The sequence below is a fragment of the Thioalkalivibrio sp. XN8 genome (assembly GCF_011058255.1).
GTDB lineage: Bacteria > Pseudomonadota > Gammaproteobacteria > Steroidobacterales > XN24 > XN24.
The window spans coordinates 87,121-104,891 of record NZ_JAALFH010000050.1 but is presented as its reverse complement, the minus strand read 5'-3'; the positions used below and the strand labels follow the sequence as shown (position 1 = coordinate 104,891).

Below are 17,771 nucleotides of genomic sequence, written 5' to 3'. Positions count from 1 at the left end.
TCCCCCGGCGGCCGCTCAGCGGCGCATGAGGATCGCCCACCAGCGGGCGACGTTGAGCAGGCTCATCAGCGACGCCGCCACATAGGTCATGGCCGCCGCCCGCAGGATGCGCGCGGCATGCGGCGCGTCGGCTTCGTACAGCACGTTGTGCTTCTCCAGCAGCGGCAGCGCCCGGCCGAAGCTGGCGTCGACCTCGGTCGGCAGCGTCACGAAATGCACCAGGGTCGAGGTGGCCAGGGTCAGCAGCCCGCCGACCAGCATCAGCAGGCCCAGCGAGGGAGCCCGGGTGAGCATGCCGATGAAGGGGGACGCCATGAGGATGCCGGCGCCGAGCCGCTCCATCGGCGACATCAGCAGCACCAGGGTGTGGCGCAGCCGCAGCGGCCCGTAGGCGGTATGGTCCTGCACCGCGTGGCCCACCTCGTGGGCCGCCACCGTGATGGCGGTGAGCGAGCGGCCGTGGAAGTTGTCCGGGCTGAGCCGCACCACCTTCTCGACCGGGTCGTAATGATCGCCCTGCTCCGTTTCCTCGACGCGCACGCCCTCGACGCCCTCGCGCTTGAGCAGGAAGCGCGCCAGCTCGGCGCCCGTGCCGCCATAGCGGTCCGCCGGACTGGCGTACTTCTCCATGACGCGCTTCACCCACAGCGACGGGCCGAACACCACGGCCGCGAGCACGGCGAGGAGAATCAGGATGTGCACACGCGTCTCCGGCGCACCATGATCAGCCCTGCAGCGTCGCCATGTCGATGACGAAGCGGTAGCGCACGTCGCTGCGCTGCATGCGCTCGTAGGCCTGGTTGATGTTCTTGATGTCGAGCATCTCGATGTCGCAGGTGATGCCGTGCTCGCCGCAGAAATCGAGCATCTCCTGGGTTTCCGGCAGGCCGCCGATCAGGGAGCCGGCGATGCGGCGGCGTCCCAGCACGACCGGGAAGGTGTGCAGCGCCGGCTCCACCGGACCGAGCAGGCCGACGAGGATGAGCGTGCCGTCGCGCTTGAGCACGTTCACGTAGGGGTTCAGGTCATGCGGCACCGGGACGGTGTCGAGGATGAAGTCGAAGCTCGCGGCCGCCGCCTCCATCGCCTTCGCGTCGGTCGAGACGATGACATGGTGCGCGCCCTGCTGCTTCGCTTCGGCCACCTTGGACTCCGAGCGCGTGAAGACCGTCACCTCGGCGCCCAGCGCCCGGGCGAACTTGACGCCCATGTGGCCGAGCCCGCCCATGCCGACCACGCCGATGCGATGACCCTTGCCGACACCGAAATGCTTCAGCGGCGACCAGGTGGTGATTCCGGCGCAGAGCAGCGGCGCCGCGGCGGCGGGATCCAGCCCCTCCGGCATGCGCAGCACGAAGCGGTCGCTGACCACGACCTGTTCGGAATAGCCGCCGTAGGTCGGCGTGCCGTCGTGGAGGTCGACGCCGTTGTAGGTGCCGACCCAGCCCTGCTCGCAGTACTGCTCGAGCCCCTGCTCGCAGGAGCCGCAGGCGCGGCAGGAATCCACCAGGCAGCCGACGCCGACGCGGTCGCCGGGCTTGAAGCCTGTCACGGCCTCGCCGACCGCTTTCACCGTGCCGACGATCTCGTGCCCCGGGACGATGGGATACGTCGTAATGCCCCAGTCGTTGTAAGCGGTATGCAGGTCGCTGTGGCAGACCCCGCAGTACTCGATCTCGATCACCACGTCATCGGGACGCGGCGCGCGGCGCTGGATCGGGAAGGGAGCGACACCGGAGTCCGGCGACTGGGCGGCGTAGGCTTTGACCTGGGGCATGGCGGGACTCCTGGGAAGGGGGCAAGAGTCGTGATTATGCCACCGGGCCTGTGACAAGCCCCACCGTCGTCGCCGGGGGCGGCCCGTGGTAGCCTCGGGCGTTGGCAAAGCCTGCCGAACGGGGATATACCGGCATTGAGCGACGAGCCGCGACCGCCCATATCGCTGGCCATAGGCGTGACGGGCCACCGAGACCTGGTGGACGTCGAGCTGCCCGTGCTGCGAGCCCGGATCGCGGAACTGCTGGATTACCTCGGCAGGGAATTCCCGGGACTGCCACTGAAAGCGCTTTCCTCCCTGGCCGAAGGCGCCGACCGCTTGTTCGCCGAGGTCGCCCTGGAGCGCGGGATCCCGCTGGTGGCGGTGCTGCCCATGCCGGTGGCGGAGTACGAGAAGGATTTCATCGAGCCGGCCTCCCGCGAAAGGTTCCACCAGTTGCTGGCGCGCTCCGAGGTCATGGAGCTGGCTCCGGTGCGCGGGCTGCCGCCGCCCGACACCGAGGCCGGCCGCGAGGGTCGCTATGCCGGGGCCGGCGTCTTCATCGCCAGCCACTGCCAGGTGCTGGTCGCCTTGTGGGACGGCAAGCCGCCGGTACTGCGCGGCGGGACTGCGGACATCGTCAACTACCGTATCACCGGTTACCTGCCGGGCTCCGACCCGGACGAGGTCGGTCCCGAGGACCTGCTCGCGGACAACGAGAACGATCTCGTCTACCACATCGCCTGTTCACGCGCCCAACCGGACGGCAGCCCGGTCGAGGAGCGGGTGCCGGGCGAGATCGGCTGGCTGACGGACGACCCGGACGAGCCGCGCACCAGCGACCTGCCCGCTCATTACCGCAACATCTTCACGCACATGGAGTCCTTCGCCGGCGAATGCCTGCAACACCGCGCTTCCATCGAGCACCATGGCCGGTCGCTGCTGGAGAACCGGCCGTTCCCGCCGGCCGTGGAGCACGTGGATCACCTCTTCATCGCGGCCGACTGGCTGGCGAACATCTACCAGAAACGGGTCCGCCGCTCGCTGCGCACGCTCTACACCCTCGGCTTCTTCATGGGTCTCGCCTTCGTCCTCTATTCGGACCTGTACCCCGCGCGCTTCGTGCTGTGGGCCTTCCTCGCGCTGTTCGCGGCCGGCGTCTACCTGCACCGCCAGGCCGAGCGCGGCGCCTGGCACCGGCGCTACCTCGACTACCGGGCGCTCGCCGAGGGCCTGCGGGTGCAGGTGTACTGGAGCATGGCCGGCCTCTCGAGCCCGGGCGGCGGCCGGTTCGCGCATGACGTCTTCCTGCAGAAGCAGGATGTCGAACTGTCGTGGATCCGGCACGTCATGCGCAACGCCGCCATCAAGAGCGATGCCGATCCCGACGGTATCCGGCCGCGCTCGCCGGATGGCGTCGAGTTCGCGATCCGCGAATGGATCGGCCGTCCCGACAGCGGCCAGATCGGCTACTACGCCAACCGGGCACTGCAGCGCTCGCACCGCAACGTGCTGACCGAGCGCATGGGGCGCATCGCGTTATGCACCGGTATCGGCGTGGCCGCCGTGCTCGCCGTCACCGCGGCATGGCTGCCGGAGACCTGGCACGACGTGCTGCTCTTCACCGTCGGTGCGCTGACGCTCGCCGCCGCGGTGCGCGAGGCCTACGCCTTCCGCTCGGCGGACAAGGAACTGGTCAAGCAGTATCGCTTCATGCACCGCATCTTCTCGAACGCCCGGCGGCGCCTGGACTCCGCTACCAACGACGCCGAGCGGCGCGGCATCCTGCGGGCGCTGGGCGACGCCGCGCTGGACGAGCATACGGAGTGGATCCTGATGCATCGCGAGCGACCGCCCGAGCACGGCAAGCTGTGACGCAGCGGGGCGGGATGCAGGAGGTTGTCGCGCATGTCTGACCGGTATCGCGCCTTCATCAGCTACAGCCATGCCGACGAGGCCTGGGCCGGCTGGCTCCAGCTCGGGCTGGAGCGATACCGGGTGCCCGGCCGCCTGCGGGCGGCACGCCCGGAACTGCCCCGACGGCTCTATCCGGTGTTCCGGGACCGCGAGGAGCTGGCCTCCAGCGGCGACCTGGGCGATTCCATCCGCGCGGCGCTGGCGCGCGCCGAGGCCCTGGTCGTGATCTGCTCGCCGGCCGCCGCCGCCTCGCGGTGGGTCAACGAGGAGATCCGGTCGTTTCGCCGCATGGCCCCGGACCGGCCCGTACTGTGCCTGATGGTCGCCGGCAGCCCGGAGCCGGCCGCCGCGGACTGCGCCTTCCCGCCTGCGCTGCTCCGCGACGACGCCGGCGACCCGTTACCCGAGCCCCTCGCCGCGGACCCGCGCGAGCAGGCCGACGGGCGCCGCGGGGCGCTGCTCAAGATTGCCGCCGGACTGCTCGGCGTGGGCGTCGACGCCCTGCGGCAGCGGGACCAGCAACGCCGCCTGCGGGTCGCCTCGGGCTTGGCGGCGCTGGCCTCGGTGGTGGCAGTGGTCACTATCGGCCTGGCCATCAACGCCCAGCTGGCGCGCGAGGAAGCGGAGCTGCGCCGCGGACAGGCCGAGAACCTGATCGGGTTCATGCTGGGCGACCTGCGCGCGCGCCTGGAACCGCTCGGCCAGCTCGACATGCTGGACGCCGTCGGCGAGCAGGCCATGCAGTACTTCGCCGAGCTTGGTGACAAGGGCAGCGAAGAGGAGGTCCTGGCGCGCGCCATGGCGCTGCGCCAGATCGGCGAAGTCCGCTTCCACCAGGGACAGCTGGAGGAGGCGCTGGACGCCTTCAGCGAGTCGCGCGACATCACCGCGGCCCTGCATGAGGGCTACCCGGCGCAGGAGCGGTACCTGTTCGAGCTCGGCCAGGCCGAGTTCTGGGTCGGCTATGTGGCCTGGGAGCGGGGCCGGCTGGCGGCCGCAGGGGAATCCATGCAGACCTACATGGCCCACACGCGCACCCTCCTCGAGCGCGACCCGGACAAGGAGGACTACCGGCTGGAGCTGGCCTACGCCCTCGGCAACCTCGGCGCCATCGCACGGCAGGAGGGCGACCAGGAACTTGCATTGCAGTTTTTCCGGGACGCGATCACCACGACTCAGCCGCTGGTCGATGCCGCCCCGGAAGACACCCAGCTGCTGATGCTGATGAGCGACAACTGGTCCTGGGCCGGCTCCACCCTGCTCGACCTGCGGCAGCTCACTGAGGCGGAGAACGCCTTTGCCGGAGGGCTGGACTATGCGGAGCGCGCGCACCGGTTGAGTGCGAGCCCCGTGCATCACGAACAAGTCGGCACCATGAGTTACTTCCTCGCCGACGTGCGCCTGCGGCGCGGCGAAGTAGCGGCCGCGCGCGAAAGCCTGGCCGCAGCCCTGGCGATCCGGGACAGCCTGGTCGCGCACGACCCCACTAACGCCCGCTGGAGCTCGTCCCAGCTTAAGAGCCAGCGCCAGGTCGCGGAACTTGACATGGTTACAGGCGGGAGCGAAGCCGACCAGGCGGTACTGGATGCGACCATCGCGGGGTATAGAGCCCTGGTAGAGCAGGAACCTACCTCGGTCGAGTTCCGGCGCAGCCTGGCCATGTCGCTCCGCGTCCGGGCCATGGCCGATCTTCGCTCCGGACGGACGCGGGCGGCCGTAGCCGGGGCAACAGAGGCCCGCGAGGTTCTCCTGGCAGGCGGGCCTGTGCTGGCGGCCGAGGGCGTGACTGCCATCATGGTCCAGGACACGCTCGGTCTTGCGCTGGCAGCGGCCGGTGACGATGCGGCCGCGAGCCGCGCCTGGCAGGCAGGCCTCGACGCGCTGCCGCCCCGGGGGGCGCGAGGGATAGACCACGATGTCCTGTTCTGCCGGCTGGCGGCCTGGCTGGGGCGCGAGGACCAGGCGCGCGAGACACTCGAGGCACTGCGTGCCCTGGGCTACGCGGACCCTCGGCTGCCGCTGCCGCCCCGGGGAAACTGAGCCTCGAACAGGCAACCCCCGTGGTCAGCCCCCCTGCGCCCGGGAGTAACCCGGCTCACCGTCGAAGGCGTACAGGTTCTCGGTCTTGACGACGTCGAAGCCCGCCTCGGCCAGCAGCACCAGCAGCTCCGGGATCTCGCGCCGGTCTACCGTCGAGCCGTCACCGGAGAAGCGGCAGCGCCAATGGTCCGAGCGCAGTGTCTGCGGGCAGCCGCCGGGGTAGACCTTCACGCCGCGGTTGGTGATCAGCTCGAAGCCGAGGCCGGCCGTGCGCAGGGTCTCGAGCCGGCGCCCGAGCACCGCCGGGTCGCGCGCCTGCTCGTCCCAGTGCAGGAACACGTCGACGCCGACCAGCTCTTTCCGCTGCGGCCGGCTGGGCGCGGCCGCCCCGGTCGCCGGCAAGGCAGGCATCGTGTTGCCCTCGGCCACCTCCGGGAAATGCCGCGGCCGCAGCCCGAGGCGCTCGATGACCGCCTCGGCGAAGCCCTGGGTGCCGACCCGGCGCTTGCTGATGCCGGCGCGGAAGATGTCGCCGGTATGCACGCCGTCCTCGAGGGTGCGCAGCCAGGCATTGTGGATCAGCGTCGCCGGCTCGTGGCGGCCGAGGTGGCGCAGCATCATGACCGCGGCCAGCAGCAGGCCTGAGGGGTTGGCGATGTTCTTGCCGGCGATGTCGGGGGCCGAGCCGTGCACGGCCTCGAACATGGCGCAGTCGCGGCCGATATTGGCCGAGCCGGCCAGCCCGATCGAGCCGGACACCTCGGCGGCGACGTCGGAGAGGATGTCCCCGTAGAGGTTGGGCGTGACGACTACGTCGAAATCGCCGGGCCGCGCGGCCATGCGGGCCGTGCCGATGTCGATAATCATGTGCTCGGCCTTGATCTCCGGGTAGTCGCGGGCGATCTCCTCGAACACCTGCTGGAACAGCCCGTCGGTCAGCTTCATGATGTTCGACTTGGTCATGCAGGTGACCTTGCGCCGGCCGTGCGCGCGGGCGTACTCGAAGGCGTAGCGGCAGATGCGCTCGCAGCCCGGGCGCGTGACCAGCTTCAGGCACTGGACGACCTCGTCCGTCTGGCGGTGCTCGATGCCGGCGTAGGTGTCTTCCTCGTTCTCGCGAATCACCACCACGTCCATCTCGGGATGCATGGCGGTGACGAAGGGGTGGTAAGCGATGCTGGGCCGGACGTTGGCGTAGAGGCCGAGCAGCTTGCGGAAGCTGACGTTGACGCTCTTGTAGCCGCCGCCGGAGGGCGTCATCACCGGGCCCTTCAGGATCACCCCGTGCCCGGTGACCGCATCGAGCGCTTCCGGCCCGAAGCCCGAACTCGCGCCGGACTGGTAGGCCTTGAGCCCGACGGTGACTTGTTGGAAGCTGAGGGTCGGATCGGCCGCAGCCAGGACGCCGAGCACGGCGGCCGTGATCTCGGGGCCGATCCCGTCGCCGGCCGCGACGGCGATGGTCCGGGCAGGCAGGGCCTGCGGCAGGGCGGCGTGGCTGAGAGGCGCGAGGACGGCAGACATTGAAGGCTCCTGATATACGAAGTACGTTTCGTGAATAGTAAAACGCAAAACATGGCCGGAAGCAACCCCCCTGCTGGCAACGCCCCTGCCGGCGAGGCGGTCGGCTGGACTTTCCTCAGCAATCACACCCACGTGCTGGTGTGCCTGGCCCGCAATCCCGACCAGGTCCTGCGCGAAGTCGCGCAGCAGGTCGGCATCACCGAGCGGGCCGTGCAGCGGATCGTGGCCGAACTCGAGGCCGGCGGCGTGGTCCGGCGCGAGCGCCACGGCCGGCGCAACCACTACCACCTGAACCTCGACGCGCCCCTGCGCCACCCGCTGGAGCGCCACTGCACCGTGGGCGAACTGCTGCGCTCGGTGACCGCCGCGCCGGAGGCATGAGCCGCTACCGGCCGCCCGCGCCGCCCTCCTCGCCCTATATCACCCCGGAGGGCGCGGCCCGCCTGCGCGAGGAACTCGATCGGCTGTGGCGCGTCGAGCGTCCCGAGGTAGTCCGCGCGCTGGCCGCGGCCGCAGCCGAGGGGGACCGCTCGGAGAACGCCGAGTACACCTACCGCAAGAAGCAGCTCGGCGGCATCGACCGGCGCATCCGCTTCCTGCGCAAGCGCCTGGCCGTGCTCAAGGTGGTCGACCGCAGCCCGGCCGGCACCGAGCAGGTCTTCTTCGGCGCCTGGGTGACGGCGGAGGACGAGGCCGGCACGGTCGCGCGCTTTCGCATCGTCGGCCCGGACGAGTTCGACCACGCGCCCGAGTACATCAGCATGGACGCGCCGCTGGCGCGCGCGCTCATGAAGCGCAGCCCCGGGGACGAGGTCACGCTGGAGGTCGCGGCCGGGCGGAAGACTTGGGTGCTGCTCGAGGTCAGCTACGAGCGTCCCGGCTGAACCTCCGGCTGGGAACCGGTCCGTGGCCGGACCATGACAGGGGTCCCCCTCGCTTGGAATTCTTATGCCGCTCGAGGGACCCCTGTCATGTCCCGGCCACTGCAGCGCCACCACGGGTATACCCAGCAGCGCCTCGCAAGGACCCCGGGACCGCCCGCAAGCGTTCCGGGCCGAGCGACATGCGGTCTCCGGGGCGGCGCTGGCCAGTGCCCGCGGGATTTCCCGGCAGCGGGTCGGGACGCGCACGGCTCACCGAGCGATATTGAAACTTTTTGAGCGAGGGGAGCCGTGCGCGGTCCGACCCACGGTGGGGTAAAATTGCGGGCTTACCAAGCGCACCCCCCGGGAGACCCGCAATGGACTTCTCGTTTACCGAAGAACAGCTCATGATCCAGGAAGCCGCCCGCGACTTCGCCCAGCGCGAGATCGCCCCCATCGCGGCCGAGTTCGACATCAGCGGGAAGTTCCCGGAAGAAACCCTGCGCAACGCCGGCGAGCTGGGCTTCATGGGCGTCGAGGTGCCCGAAGAGTACGGCGGCTCGGCGCTGGACGCGGTCGGCTTCGCGCTGATGATGGAAGAGATCGCCGCGGCCGATGCCGCCCACTCGACCATCATCTCGGTGCACAACTCGCTCTATTGCAACGGCATCCTGCAGTACGGCACCGAGGCGCAGAAGCAGAAGTACGTGACGCCGGTGGCCTCGGGCGAAGTTTTCGCCGCCTACGCCCTGACCGAGCCGCAGTCGGGCTCCGACGCCGCCAACATGCGTACCCGGGCGGTGCGCGAGGGCGACCACTACGTCATCAACGGCAAGAAGTCCTGGATCACCTCCGGCCCCGTCGCCAAGTACATCCTGCTGTTCGCCATGACCGACCCGGACGCCGGCCCGAAGGGCGTCTCGGCCTTCATGATCGACACCGAGAAGGAAGGCTTCCACCGCGGCAAGACCGAGCCCAAGCTGGGCATCCGCGCCTCGGCCACCTGCGAGATCGAGCTCGCCGACTACCGCTGCGCGGCGGAGGACCGGATCGCCAACGAGGGCGACGGCTTCAAGATCGCCATGAGCATCCTCGACGCCGGCCGGATCGGCATTGCCGCCCAGGCCGTGGGCATCGCCCGCGCCGCCTACGAGGCGAGCCTCGACTACGTGCGCGAGCGCCACGCCTTCGGCACGCCGATCGGCAGCTTCCAGATGATCCAGGCCAAGGTCGCCGACATGAAGATGCGGCTCGAGGCCGCCCGCCTGCTGACGCTGAAAGCGGCCTGGAACAAGAAGGTCGCGGCCGCGGCCGGCCTGCGCAACACCACCGAGTCCTCCTGCGCCAAGCTGTTCGCCTCCGAGGCCGCGATGTTCATCACGCACGCGGCGGTGCAGATCCACGGCGGCATGGGCTACAGCAAGGAAATGCCGATCGAGCGCTACTTCCGCGACGCCAAGATCACGGAAATCTACGAGGGCACGAGCGAGATCCAGCGGATGGTCATCGCCCGCCAGGAAACCGGCCTGCGCTGAACGCCGGCCGCCAGCCAACGCGGAGACTACACATGTTCAGGCAAGGCATCGTTCTTGCCCTGGGGCTGCTGCTCGCGGGCTGCAGCTCCATGGGCCCGCAGCCGGCGGCCCCGGCCTATCCGGAGACCCGGCGCGTCGACCAGGTGGACGAGTACTTCGGCGTCGAGGTGCCCGACCCCTACCGCTGGATGGAGGCCCTGGATACGCCGGACCTGGATGCCTGGATCGCGGCCCAGAACGCCCACTCCGCGGCTTTCCTGCAGTCGCTGCCCGGCTTCGAGCGGACCCGGGCGCGCCTCGACGAGCTGTGGCGCACCGAGCGCCTGACGACGCCGCGCGTCCACGGCGGCAAGTACTTCTTCGAGTACAACGACGGCACCGCGACCCTGAGCCGGCTGATGGTGGCCGCCGGCGCCGACGCGGAGTGGCAGGTCGTGCTCGACCCGGCCACGCTGTCCGAGGACGGCACCACGCTGCTGGCGCGCTGGAGCGTCAATCGCGAGGCGACTCACATGGCCTGGGCGGCCACGGTGGGCGGCTCGGACTGGACCATCTGGCGCGTCCGCGACCTGGCCACCGGCGAGGACCTGCCGGAAGTGCTCGAGGGCACCAAGTTCACCGGCGCGGCCTGGCGCCATGACGGCAGCGGCTTCTACTACGCCCGCTACCCGAAGAACGACGCCGGCGAGTGGGACGACCAGCAGCAGGCCGAGATCTGGTTCCATGCCATCGGCACGCCGCAGTCGGAAGACACCCACGTGTTCGCCGTGACGGACCACCCGACCCGCTCGCCCTTCGCCATCATGTCCTCCGACGGCCGGCACCTGGTGCTGAGCATCTACGAGAACAGCCGTACCAACGGCATCTACCTGCTGCCGCTGGAGGAAGAGGACGCCGAAGTCGTCCGCCTGGTCGACAGCTGGGACGGCCGGGCTTCCTATCTCGGCACCATCGGCGACACGGTGTATCTCGCCACCAACATCGGCGCACCGCGCGGCCGGGTGGTGGCGGTCGACCTCAACGATCTGGCGCACTGGCACGACGTGGTGCCGGAATCGGCGCTGCCGATGGAAGGCGTCTCGCTGGTCGGCGACCAGCTGATCGTGCATTACCTGGAGGACGCCAAGAGCCGGGTCGACCTGTTCGCGCTGGACGGCAGCAATCGCCGGACCCTGGGCCTGCCCGGCATCGGCCGGGTCGCCGGCTTCGTCGGCTCACCCATGTCGACCGAGACCTTCTTCTCGTTCCAGAGCTTCACCAATCCCGGCAGCGTACTGCGCTTCCAGGTCGAGGACGCCGCGGTCATGCCCTTCTACCAGAAGAGCACGGCGCTGGAGACCGACACGCTGGTGACCCGGCAGGTGTTCTACCCCAGCAAGGACGGCACCCGCGTGCCGATGTTCATCGTCCACCGCGAGGGCGTCGAGCTCGATGGCATGAACCCCACGATGCTCTACGGCTATGGCGGCTTCAGCGTATCCATGCTGCCGGGCTGGGACCTGCGGCTGCTGGGCTGGCTGGACATGGGCGGCGTGCTGGCGATCGCCAACCTGCGCGGCGGCGGCGAGTACGGCGCCGACTGGCACGCGGCCGGGACGCGCGAACGCAAGCAGAACGTGTTCGACGACTTCATCGCTGCGGCCGAGTGGCTGATCGCCGAGCGCTGGACCTCGCCGGAGAAGCTGGCGGTCTATGGCCGCAGCAACGGCGGCCTGCTGGTGGGCGCGGTGATGCTGCAGCGGCCGGACCTGTTCATCGCCGCGGGCCCGGCGGTCGGCGTGCTCGACATGCTCCGCTACCACACGCCGAGCGCCAATGCGCGGGCGTGGATGGGCGACTACGGGTTGTCCGAGATCGAGTCCGACTTCCGGGCGCAGCTGGAGTACTCGCCGGTGCACAACGTCCGGCCGGGCACCTGTTTCCCGGCCACCATCATCCATACCGGCAAGTTCGACGACCGCGTCGTGCCCTGGCACAGCTACAAGTTCGCCGCCGCACTGCAGCATGCCCAGGGCTGTGACCGCCCGATCCTGCTCCGCACCGAGACGCGGGCCGGCCACGCCTCCGGCGGGGCCAAGCCGCGCCACCTGCTGATCGACGAGTTCGCCGAGCTGTACGCGTTTTTTGCCTGGGCGATGGGAGTCGGCAGGCCGAGCGAGCAATAGGCGAGGTCACGGGCCGCCGCAGCGAGCCGGCGCGATGTGGCTCACGCCCAGGATCGACCGCGCACCGCAGAGTCGAAGGCCGCCAGGCCGACGCCGAGGTACGCTGCGGCGGCAAGCAGCGCCGCACCGACCCGTAAGCGGGGATCCGCGGACCAGCGGTCAATGATCAGGCCCAGAATCGGCAGCACCTGCAGGGCGTGGATGCCGATGAAATGGGCGACTCGCAGGTCCCCCGCCACGGAACTCCAGCCGACCAGGGGCATCCCGGGACCGCCGTCGGCCGCGCCGACGGTATGCCCGCCGTGGGCGATCATGACGAAACCCTGGACGCTGCCCAGCAGGAAGATCAGCAGGCCGAGCCGTATTCCCATGATATAAGCGGTAACCACGGGTCGGCGCTCGGCCATGAAAAGAAGGAACACGCCCAAAGCCGCCGCCGAATTGGCAGCGACTCCCAGCCCCATCAGGCTGAATACGGCGCTGTCGAAAGGCGTGGCGTTGTTGTAATGGGAGGTCGTGCCGCGCGCGGCCTGCATCGTGATCAGGGTTTGTTCCAGGATCATCGTGGCGATGATGACCCCGGCCAGAAGCGCTGCTGCACGCCGCGCCCGTTGAATCTCGCCCATGAGCCACGCCATCGTGAGGAGATAGACGCTGATGGAGAGCGCGAACTTGGCAGGCTTCAGCCAGACGTTGAAGCCGGCGACCTGCCGCGGGTCGAAAACCATGCAGACGAGCAGGACCGCAAACAGCCCGAGGTGAGCCAGGCCCACGCGGCTCAAGCCCGGGCCGCGCCGATGGAGCTCGGTGACCAGGGCGCCCGCAAACGCCGTCCGCGGCGGTCGTCGCTCAAGCATCAACGCCGCAGACCTCCAGCAACAGGCCCACGAACAACGCGCGTCCCGCCTCGTCCTGCGCGGCGTGAAAGTGAACCAGCAGCTGCCCGCCTGCGCCGAACAGGTACAGGTTGGCGTGCCCGGACACGAACCCCAGGACACTGGCCAGTTCGCCCCGCCAGTCGAGCAGCACCCGACTGGCGGCCCGAAACCGGCGCCGTACGATAGGGCGCGCAATCGCGGGCACCTCGACGAGATTCGCCACTTCGATGACGTGGCACGACCCTCTGCGCAGGCGCTTCAGCCAGGGACCGGCTTCGATGGCACCGGCGCCGTCGCTGTAGACGACGACGGCGGGGGCGCCGGTGACCGGCAACACCGCGGACCGCCGCCCGAACTGGTCGTCGAGCACCACTGCCGGCTCGGCGGCGAGAAGCGCCGCCAGCACCAGCCCAACGAGCGCAGCGCCGGTGCCGATCATGAAGAATCGTCCCGTTCGACAAGGGACCGCAGCAGGGCGAGATGACTCTCCAGGGCGGACCGGCCACGCCGGGAAAGACGGTAGCTCGTGTTCTGTTTCCGCTCGATAAAGCGCTTGCTCTCTTCCACGTAGCCGGCGGCCACCAGCCGCTGCATATGAGCCCCGAGATTGCCGTCGCTGGCGCCGATCTGGTCGCGCAGGAAACTGAAATCAGCCCGGGCGACCGTCGCCAGCAGCGTCATCACGGCCAGCCTGATGCGCGATACCAGCAACGGATCGAGCTGGCGGTAATCGTGACTCCGCTTCATCGTGACCGGGTGCCTCGGTGCATGAGCAGCGCCGGCACCATCAGGAGCGCGGCTACCAGGAGGCCGAATACCAGCAGGCGCAGTCCCCCCGGGAGGAAGAACAGCGCCACGGAGCCGACCCACCAGCTCGCCGCCAGCCACGCCAGGGCCCGGCGGTCTATCAGGATGGCGCTTGCCAGGTAGCCCACGCCGAACAGCGAGGCGAGCACCGGCGTGATGGCCTGGGTCGGCAGGACGCCCGAGAAAGCCCCTACGAATCCGATCAGGGTCATGGACGTCAGTACCGCGAACCATGTGGTGCCTAGCACCCGGTGCGCGAACAGCCTGGCCTCAGCCCGGCCGCTCGAAGCGCGGCGGGCCGTATAGAGCCAGGCCACGCCGACCAGCACCGCCCACAACCAGGGACTGTCCACCGAGTCGAAGGCATACGCCAGGGTGACGCCGATCACCGTCAGCCCGCCCCACACCAGCAAGGGCAGCATATCGATTCTCATTGCCGCGCGGCTGTCCTCGACAATGCGGCGAACGTAAGCGAGGTCTTCTCTGAACTGGGCCATGGGGCATCTCCGTCTGTCTCTGTTTTTTAGAGTACTCTGCAACCATTGAAAAACGCAAGCGGGCTTTCGGCTGGACCCGGGGACCTATAATTGGGGCATGTCAAGCGAGATCGGGCTGCTGCGGCCCGGAACGAACTGCTGGCGGATCGAACGCGCCGGCCGGGTTTCTTTCCTCGTCGACGGCGCCGCCTACTTCGCCGCCGCGCGCGCCGCGATGGCGCGGGCGCAGCGCTCCATCCTGATCCTGGCCTGGGACATCGACAGCCGCATGGAGCTGTTGCCGGGCGGGGCCGACGACGGCCTGCCGGCGCCGCTTGGCGAGTTCCTCAATGCGCTGGTGAAGCGCCGGCGCAAGCTCCGGGTCAACATTCTCGACTGGGACTACGCAATGCTCTATGCGCCCGATCGCGAGGTCCTGCCGAGCTACAAGCTGGGCTGGCGCTCGCATCGCCGTGTGCGGTTCGAGTTCGACGGCTGCCATCCCGTGGGCGCCTCGCACCACCAGAAGGTGCTGGTGGTGGACGACGCCATCGCCTTCGTCGGCGGACTGGACCTGACTCACTGCCGCTGGGACACGCCGGCACACCGCCCGGACGACCCGCTGCGCAAGCATCCCTCGGGCGATCCCTGCCCCCCCTTTCACGACGTGCAGATGGCTGTCGACGGGCCGGCCGCCGCCGCGCTGGGGGACCTGGCGCGGGAACGCTGGCGGCGCGCTACCGGCAACGAACTCAAGCCTGTCGAAGCCTCGCGGCCGGACGACCCCTGGCCGGCAGACCTCGAGCCCGACCTCGAGGACGTGGATGTCGGCATTGCGCGCACCGAGCCGGAACACGAGGACTGGCCGGAAGTACAGGAGATCAAGCAGCTCCACCTCGACGCGATCGCGGCGACGCGGCGCCAGCTCTACCTCGAAAACCAGTATTTCAGCGCGGCGACCATAGCCGACGCAATGGCCGAACGCCTGCGGGAGGAGGACGGTCCCGAGATCGCGCTGGTGACCCGCAGCGACGACAACAGCTGGCTCGAGACCTATACCATCGGCGTCATGCGCGCCCGCCTCCACCGGCGCCTACGTGACATCGCGCCGCCGGAGCGCTATGGCAGTTATTACGCCGATCTCGGGCCCGCCAGCGAGTACCGCCTGAACCTGCACTCCAAGGTGCTGGTAATGGACGACGAACTGCTGACCATCGGCTCGGCCAACCTCAACAACCGTTCCATGGGCTTCGACACCGAGTGCAACCTGGTGCTCGAAGCGCGTGGCGAGCAACGCATCAGCCGGGCCATCGCGGGACTGCGCCGCCGCCTGCTGGCGGAGCATCTCGATACCGATACGGAACGCGTGGCGGAGGCAGAGAAGGAAACCGGCTCGCTGGTCGGCGCCATCGAGTCGCTCCGCGGCGAGGGCCGGAGCCTGGCCACGCTGGAACCCCATCTCTCCGAGAGCCTGGACGTGATGATCCCGAAAGGCGACATCATCGACCCGGAGCGGCCCATCGAGCCCGCCCGGCTGGCCGCCCGCCTGCTGCCGGGTGAGACCCAGGCCTCCAGCGTGGGGCGCATGCTGATGATGGGCGGCTTGCTGGCGTTCTTCATCGGGCTGGCCATCGCCTGGCGCTGGACCGACCTGGCCGAATGGCTGTCGCCGGCGAGACTGCAACAGTTCGTAGAGATGCTCGAGACCCTGCCGGCATCACCGCTGGCCGTGCTGGGAGCGTTCCTGCTCGGCACGCTGCTGGTGGTCCCCGTGACCCTGATGATCGCAGTGGTGGTCCTGGTTTTCGGCCCCCTCGAGGGCGCCGTGTACGCCGCCCTCGGCTGCCTCCTGGGCGCGATGGCCACGTACTGGCTGGGCACGGTATTCGGCCGGGGCACAGTGCGCCGCATCGCCGGCTCCCGGCTCGACCGGCTCAGCCGGGAGCTGGGCCGGCGCGGCGTGCTGGCGGTGACGACGGTCCGGATCATTCCGGTCGCGCCGTTCACGATCATCAACCTGGTGGCCGGAGCCACCCACATCCGGTTGCGGGACTACCTGCTCGGCACGGTGCTCGGCATGGCGCCCGGGATCACGGCCATCGCGCTCTTCATCGATCGGATCCTGGCGACGCTGCGCGACCCCCAGCCGGTCACTCTCGGCCTGCTCAGCGCGGCGGTGATCGTGATCGTCGTGGGCATGGCCTGGCTGCGGCGCTTACTGCGCCGGCGCCGCGCCAGCAAGCAGGGCAGCTCAGCGGCGGAATGAGCAGCGACGGCAAACTGCGCCTGGCCACCTGGAACATCCACAGCGGCGTCGGGCGGGACGGCAGGCGCGATCCGCAGCGCATCGCGGCGGTGATCGGCGAGCTGGATGCCGACGTCGTGGCGCTGCAGGAGGTCGAGTCCCACCACGGCGATCTCGAAGTGTTGTCGCTGCTGGCCGAACTGACCGGGATGCGCGCGCTTGCCGGTGCCACCATGCTCCGCCCGGTCGGTGATTACGGCAACGCGCTGCTGACCCGCGTCCCGGTACTGGAACTGCACCGGCTCGATCTCAGCACGCCCGGACGGGAGCCCCGCGGCGCGCTGGACGCGCTGCTGGATACGCCGGGCGCCCCGCTGCAGGTGTTCGCCACGCACCTGGGCCTGAGGCCCTACGAGCGACGGCAACAGATCACCACGCTGTTGTCGGCGATGGATCCCGGCGTGCCCGGGCCGACGGTGCTGATGGGCGACCTCAACGAGTGGTTCATGTGGGGGCGGCCGCTGCGCCGCCTGCATGCCCACTTCGGCCCGACCCCGGCGCCGCGGACGTTTCCGGCGCATCGGCCGCTGTTTGCGCTCGACCGGATCTGGGTGAAGCCGCTCCGCTGCCTGCGCAGTCTCGAGGTCCACGCCAGCCCGCTGGCGCGCGACGCCTCGGATCACCTGCCGGTCGTGGCGCAGCTGGACCTGGCGCAGGATCCAGGCTGATCAGCGCGGCGCGGGGAGCCCGAGGCCGGCCAGGAAAGCGTCCAGCCCGGCCCGGTAGCGCGCCTCGTCGAGCAGGAAACCGGTGTTGTGATCCCCGGCCAGCACCAGCAACTCGCCTTCGCGGCCGGCCGCCGTATGCAGCGCCTCGCCGTGGCTGAACGGGATGATCTCGTCGTCGCGGCTGTGGACGACCAGCACCGGCGCGTTCACCCTAGCCAGCAGGTCCTCGACGGGATAGTCGATACGCGCCAGCAGGCGCACCGGCAGGAACGGGTAGATCTCCGCGGCGAGGTCCGGCACGGAACGGAAGACGGACTCGACGATCAGCCCCCGGGGCGCCTGTTGCGCCGCCAGCCAGGTGGCGACCGCGCCGCCCATCGAGCGGCCGAACAGGATGATCCGGCCGGGCTCGATGCCGCGCCCGTCGACGAGGTGCTGCCAGGCGGCGAGCGCATCCTCGTAAGTGCCCTGTTCGGACGGACGGCCGGTGCTGCGGCCGTAGCCGCGGTAATCGATCATCAGCACGGACAGTCCGAGCGTATGAAAAATGCGCAGCGAGTCCAGCCGGTGCGAGATGTTCCCGGCATTGCCGTGAAAAAACAGCAGCACCGCGCGCTCGCGGGGCGCGGGCACGAACCAGCCGTGGAGGGTCTCGCCGTCGCGGGTCTCGAGCGCCAGGGTTTCGTACTCGAGGCCGAGGGCCGCCGGCGTGGCCACCAGCTCGCGCGAGGGGATCGAGGGCAGGAACAGCATGCTTTCCTGCCGCGCCCACAGCAGGGCGACCAGCAGGGCGTAGACCGCCGCCACCACCACCAGCACCGCAGCCACGCCCTTCAC

The 17,771-nt window shown here is 69.5% G+C and carries 16 protein-coding genes; 8 read left to right on the top strand and 8 right to left on the bottom strand.

From position 1 onward, the window contains the following. Window positions 1-15 precede the first annotated feature (15 nt). Together G6N75_RS05980 and G6N75_RS05975 are read right to left on the bottom strand one after the other, a co-directional pair. On the bottom strand, window positions 16-702 hold the full coding sequence (locus G6N75_RS05980; RefSeq protein WP_165347440.1) for a zinc metallopeptidase: 687 nt from the start codon (window positions 700-702) through the stop codon (window positions 16-18). 22 nt (window positions 703-724) lie between these two features. Then, complete coding sequence (locus G6N75_RS05975) at window positions 725-1,777, bottom strand: NAD(P)-dependent alcohol dehydrogenase (protein ID WP_165347439.1); 1,053 nt, start codon at window positions 1,775-1,777, stop codon at window positions 725-727. Between the two features lie 177 nt (window positions 1,778-1,954). Here G6N75_RS05975 and G6N75_RS05970 point away from each other — a divergent pair, with 177 nt between their 5' ends. Then, window positions 1,955-3,631 carry a hypothetical protein gene (locus tag G6N75_RS05970; protein ID WP_165347438.1) on the top strand — a complete coding sequence of 559 codons (1,677 nt, stop codon included), beginning with the start codon at window positions 1,955-1,957 and terminating at the stop codon, window positions 3,629-3,631. A gap of 33 nt (window positions 3,632-3,664) precedes the next feature. Beyond that, window positions 3,665-5,713 carry a toll/interleukin-1 receptor domain-containing protein gene (locus tag G6N75_RS05965; RefSeq protein ID WP_165347437.1) on the top strand — a complete coding sequence of 683 codons (2,049 nt, stop codon included), beginning with the start codon at window positions 3,665-3,667 and terminating at the stop codon, window positions 5,711-5,713. A 24-nt stretch (window positions 5,714-5,737) separates the two neighbouring features. On the opposite strand, the gene G6N75_RS05960 is transcribed toward G6N75_RS05965, so the two are convergent. Continuing rightward, the gene (locus G6N75_RS05960; RefSeq protein WP_165347436.1) at window positions 5,738-7,237 is read right to left on the bottom strand and encodes an NADP-dependent isocitrate dehydrogenase; all 1,500 of its coding nucleotides are present in this window, start codon (window positions 7,235-7,237) and stop codon (window positions 5,738-5,740) included. 51 nt (window positions 7,238-7,288) lie between these two features. Between G6N75_RS05960 and G6N75_RS05955 the strand changes: the two genes are divergently transcribed. From G6N75_RS05955 to G6N75_RS05940, 4 genes are all read left to right on the top strand, one after another. After that, window positions 7,289-7,618 carry a winged helix-turn-helix domain-containing protein gene (locus G6N75_RS05955; RefSeq protein ID WP_165347435.1) on the top strand — a complete coding sequence of 110 codons (330 nt, stop codon included), beginning with the start codon at window positions 7,289-7,291 and terminating at the stop codon, window positions 7,616-7,618. Next, complete coding sequence (gene greB / locus G6N75_RS05950; RefSeq protein ID WP_165347434.1) at window positions 7,615-8,121, top strand: transcription elongation factor GreB; 507 nt, start codon at window positions 7,615-7,617, stop codon at window positions 8,119-8,121. Before G6N75_RS05955 ends, greB begins: the two co-directional genes overlap by 4 nt. 356 nt (window positions 8,122-8,477) lie before the next feature. After that, window positions 8,478-9,635, top strand: coding sequence for an acyl-CoA dehydrogenase family protein (locus G6N75_RS05945; protein ID WP_165347433.1), 1,158 nt, complete (start codon window positions 8,478-8,480; stop codon window positions 9,633-9,635). 32 nt (window positions 9,636-9,667) lie between these two features. Beyond that, the gene (locus G6N75_RS05940) at window positions 9,668-11,800 is read left to right on the top strand and encodes a prolyl oligopeptidase family serine peptidase (protein ID WP_206202955.1); all 2,133 of its coding nucleotides are present in this window, start codon (window positions 9,668-9,670) and stop codon (window positions 11,798-11,800) included. Window positions 11,801-11,841: 41 nt separating this feature from the next. Here the strand turns inward: G6N75_RS05940 and G6N75_RS05935 are convergent, their stop codons facing one another. The 4 genes from G6N75_RS05935 to G6N75_RS05920 form a co-directional block, all read right to left on the bottom strand. Beyond that, window positions 11,842-12,582: a hypothetical protein gene (locus G6N75_RS05935; protein ID WP_165347432.1), complete on the bottom strand. Its 741-nt coding sequence runs from the start codon at window positions 12,580-12,582 to the stop codon at window positions 11,842-11,844. 67 nt (window positions 12,583-12,649) lie between these two features. Next, window positions 12,650-13,117 carry a hypothetical protein gene (locus G6N75_RS05930; protein WP_165347431.1) on the bottom strand — a complete coding sequence of 156 codons (468 nt, stop codon included), beginning with the start codon at window positions 13,115-13,117 and terminating at the stop codon, window positions 12,650-12,652. Continuing rightward, a complete protein-coding gene (locus tag G6N75_RS05925) occupies window positions 13,114-13,425 on the bottom strand; it encodes a transcriptional regulator (protein ID WP_165347430.1) in 312 nt (103 codons plus the stop codon). Before G6N75_RS05925 ends, G6N75_RS05930 begins: the two co-directional genes overlap by 4 nt. Then, a complete protein-coding gene (locus G6N75_RS05920) occupies window positions 13,422-13,982 on the bottom strand; it encodes a hypothetical protein (protein WP_165347429.1) in 561 nt (186 codons plus the stop codon). The genes G6N75_RS05925 and G6N75_RS05920 overlap by 4 nt, the downstream gene beginning before the upstream one ends. 97 nt (window positions 13,983-14,079) lie before the next feature. Here G6N75_RS05920 and G6N75_RS05915 point away from each other — a divergent pair, with 97 nt between their 5' ends. Together G6N75_RS05915 and G6N75_RS05910 are read left to right on the top strand one after the other, a co-directional pair. Continuing rightward, entirely contained in the window at window positions 14,080-16,227 is a 2,148-nt protein-coding gene (locus G6N75_RS05915; RefSeq protein WP_165347428.1) for a VTT domain-containing protein, read from the top strand. Beyond that, a complete protein-coding gene (locus G6N75_RS05910) occupies window positions 16,224-16,934 on the top strand; it encodes an endonuclease/exonuclease/phosphatase family protein (RefSeq protein ID WP_165347427.1) in 711 nt (236 codons plus the stop codon). The genes G6N75_RS05915 and G6N75_RS05910 overlap by 4 nt, the downstream gene beginning before the upstream one ends. Here G6N75_RS05910 and G6N75_RS05905 read toward each other — a convergent pair whose 3' ends face one another. Next, window positions 16,935-17,771 carry an alpha/beta hydrolase gene (locus G6N75_RS05905; protein WP_346765499.1) on the bottom strand — a complete coding sequence of 279 codons (837 nt, stop codon included), beginning with the start codon at window positions 17,769-17,771 and terminating at the stop codon, window positions 16,935-16,937.

Bases quoted from the DNA above. Each gene is read 5' to 3' on its own strand.
- G6N75_RS05915 (WP_165347428.1), top strand. From the start codon at position 14,080: ATGTCAAGCGAGATCGGGCTGCTGCGGCCCGGAACGAACTGCTGGCGG.
- G6N75_RS05930 (WP_165347431.1), bottom strand. From the start codon at position 13,117: ATGATCGGCACCGGCGCTGCGCTCGTTGGGCTGGTGCTGGCGGCGCTT.
- G6N75_RS05940 (WP_206202955.1), top strand. From the start codon at position 9,668: ATGTTCAGGCAAGGCATCGTTCTTGCCCTGGGGCTGCTGCTCGCGGGC.
- G6N75_RS05945 (WP_165347433.1), top strand. From the start codon at position 8,478: ATGGACTTCTCGTTTACCGAAGAACAGCTCATGATCCAGGAAGCCGCC.
- G6N75_RS05960 (WP_165347436.1), bottom strand. From the start codon at position 7,237: ATGTCTGCCGTCCTCGCGCCTCTCAGCCACGCCGCCCTGCCGCAGGCC.
- G6N75_RS05910 (WP_165347427.1), top strand. From the start codon at position 16,224: ATGAGCAGCGACGGCAAACTGCGCCTGGCCACCTGGAACATCCACAGC.
- G6N75_RS05955 (WP_165347435.1), top strand. From the start codon at position 7,289: ATGGCCGGAAGCAACCCCCCTGCTGGCAACGCCCCTGCCGGCGAGGCG.
- G6N75_RS05965 (WP_165347437.1), top strand. From the start codon at position 3,665: ATGTCTGACCGGTATCGCGCCTTCATCAGCTACAGCCATGCCGACGAG.
- G6N75_RS05925 (WP_165347430.1), bottom strand. From the start codon at position 13,425: ATGAAGCGGAGTCACGATTACCGCCAGCTCGATCCGTTGCTGGTATCG.
- greB (WP_165347434.1), top strand. From the start codon at position 7,615: ATGAGCCGCTACCGGCCGCCCGCGCCGCCCTCCTCGCCCTATATCACC.
- G6N75_RS05975 (WP_165347439.1), bottom strand. From the start codon at position 1,777: ATGCCCCAGGTCAAAGCCTACGCCGCCCAGTCGCCGGACTCCGGTGTC.
- G6N75_RS05920 (WP_165347429.1), bottom strand. From the start codon at position 13,982: ATGGCCCAGTTCAGAGAAGACCTCGCTTACGTTCGCCGCATTGTCGAG.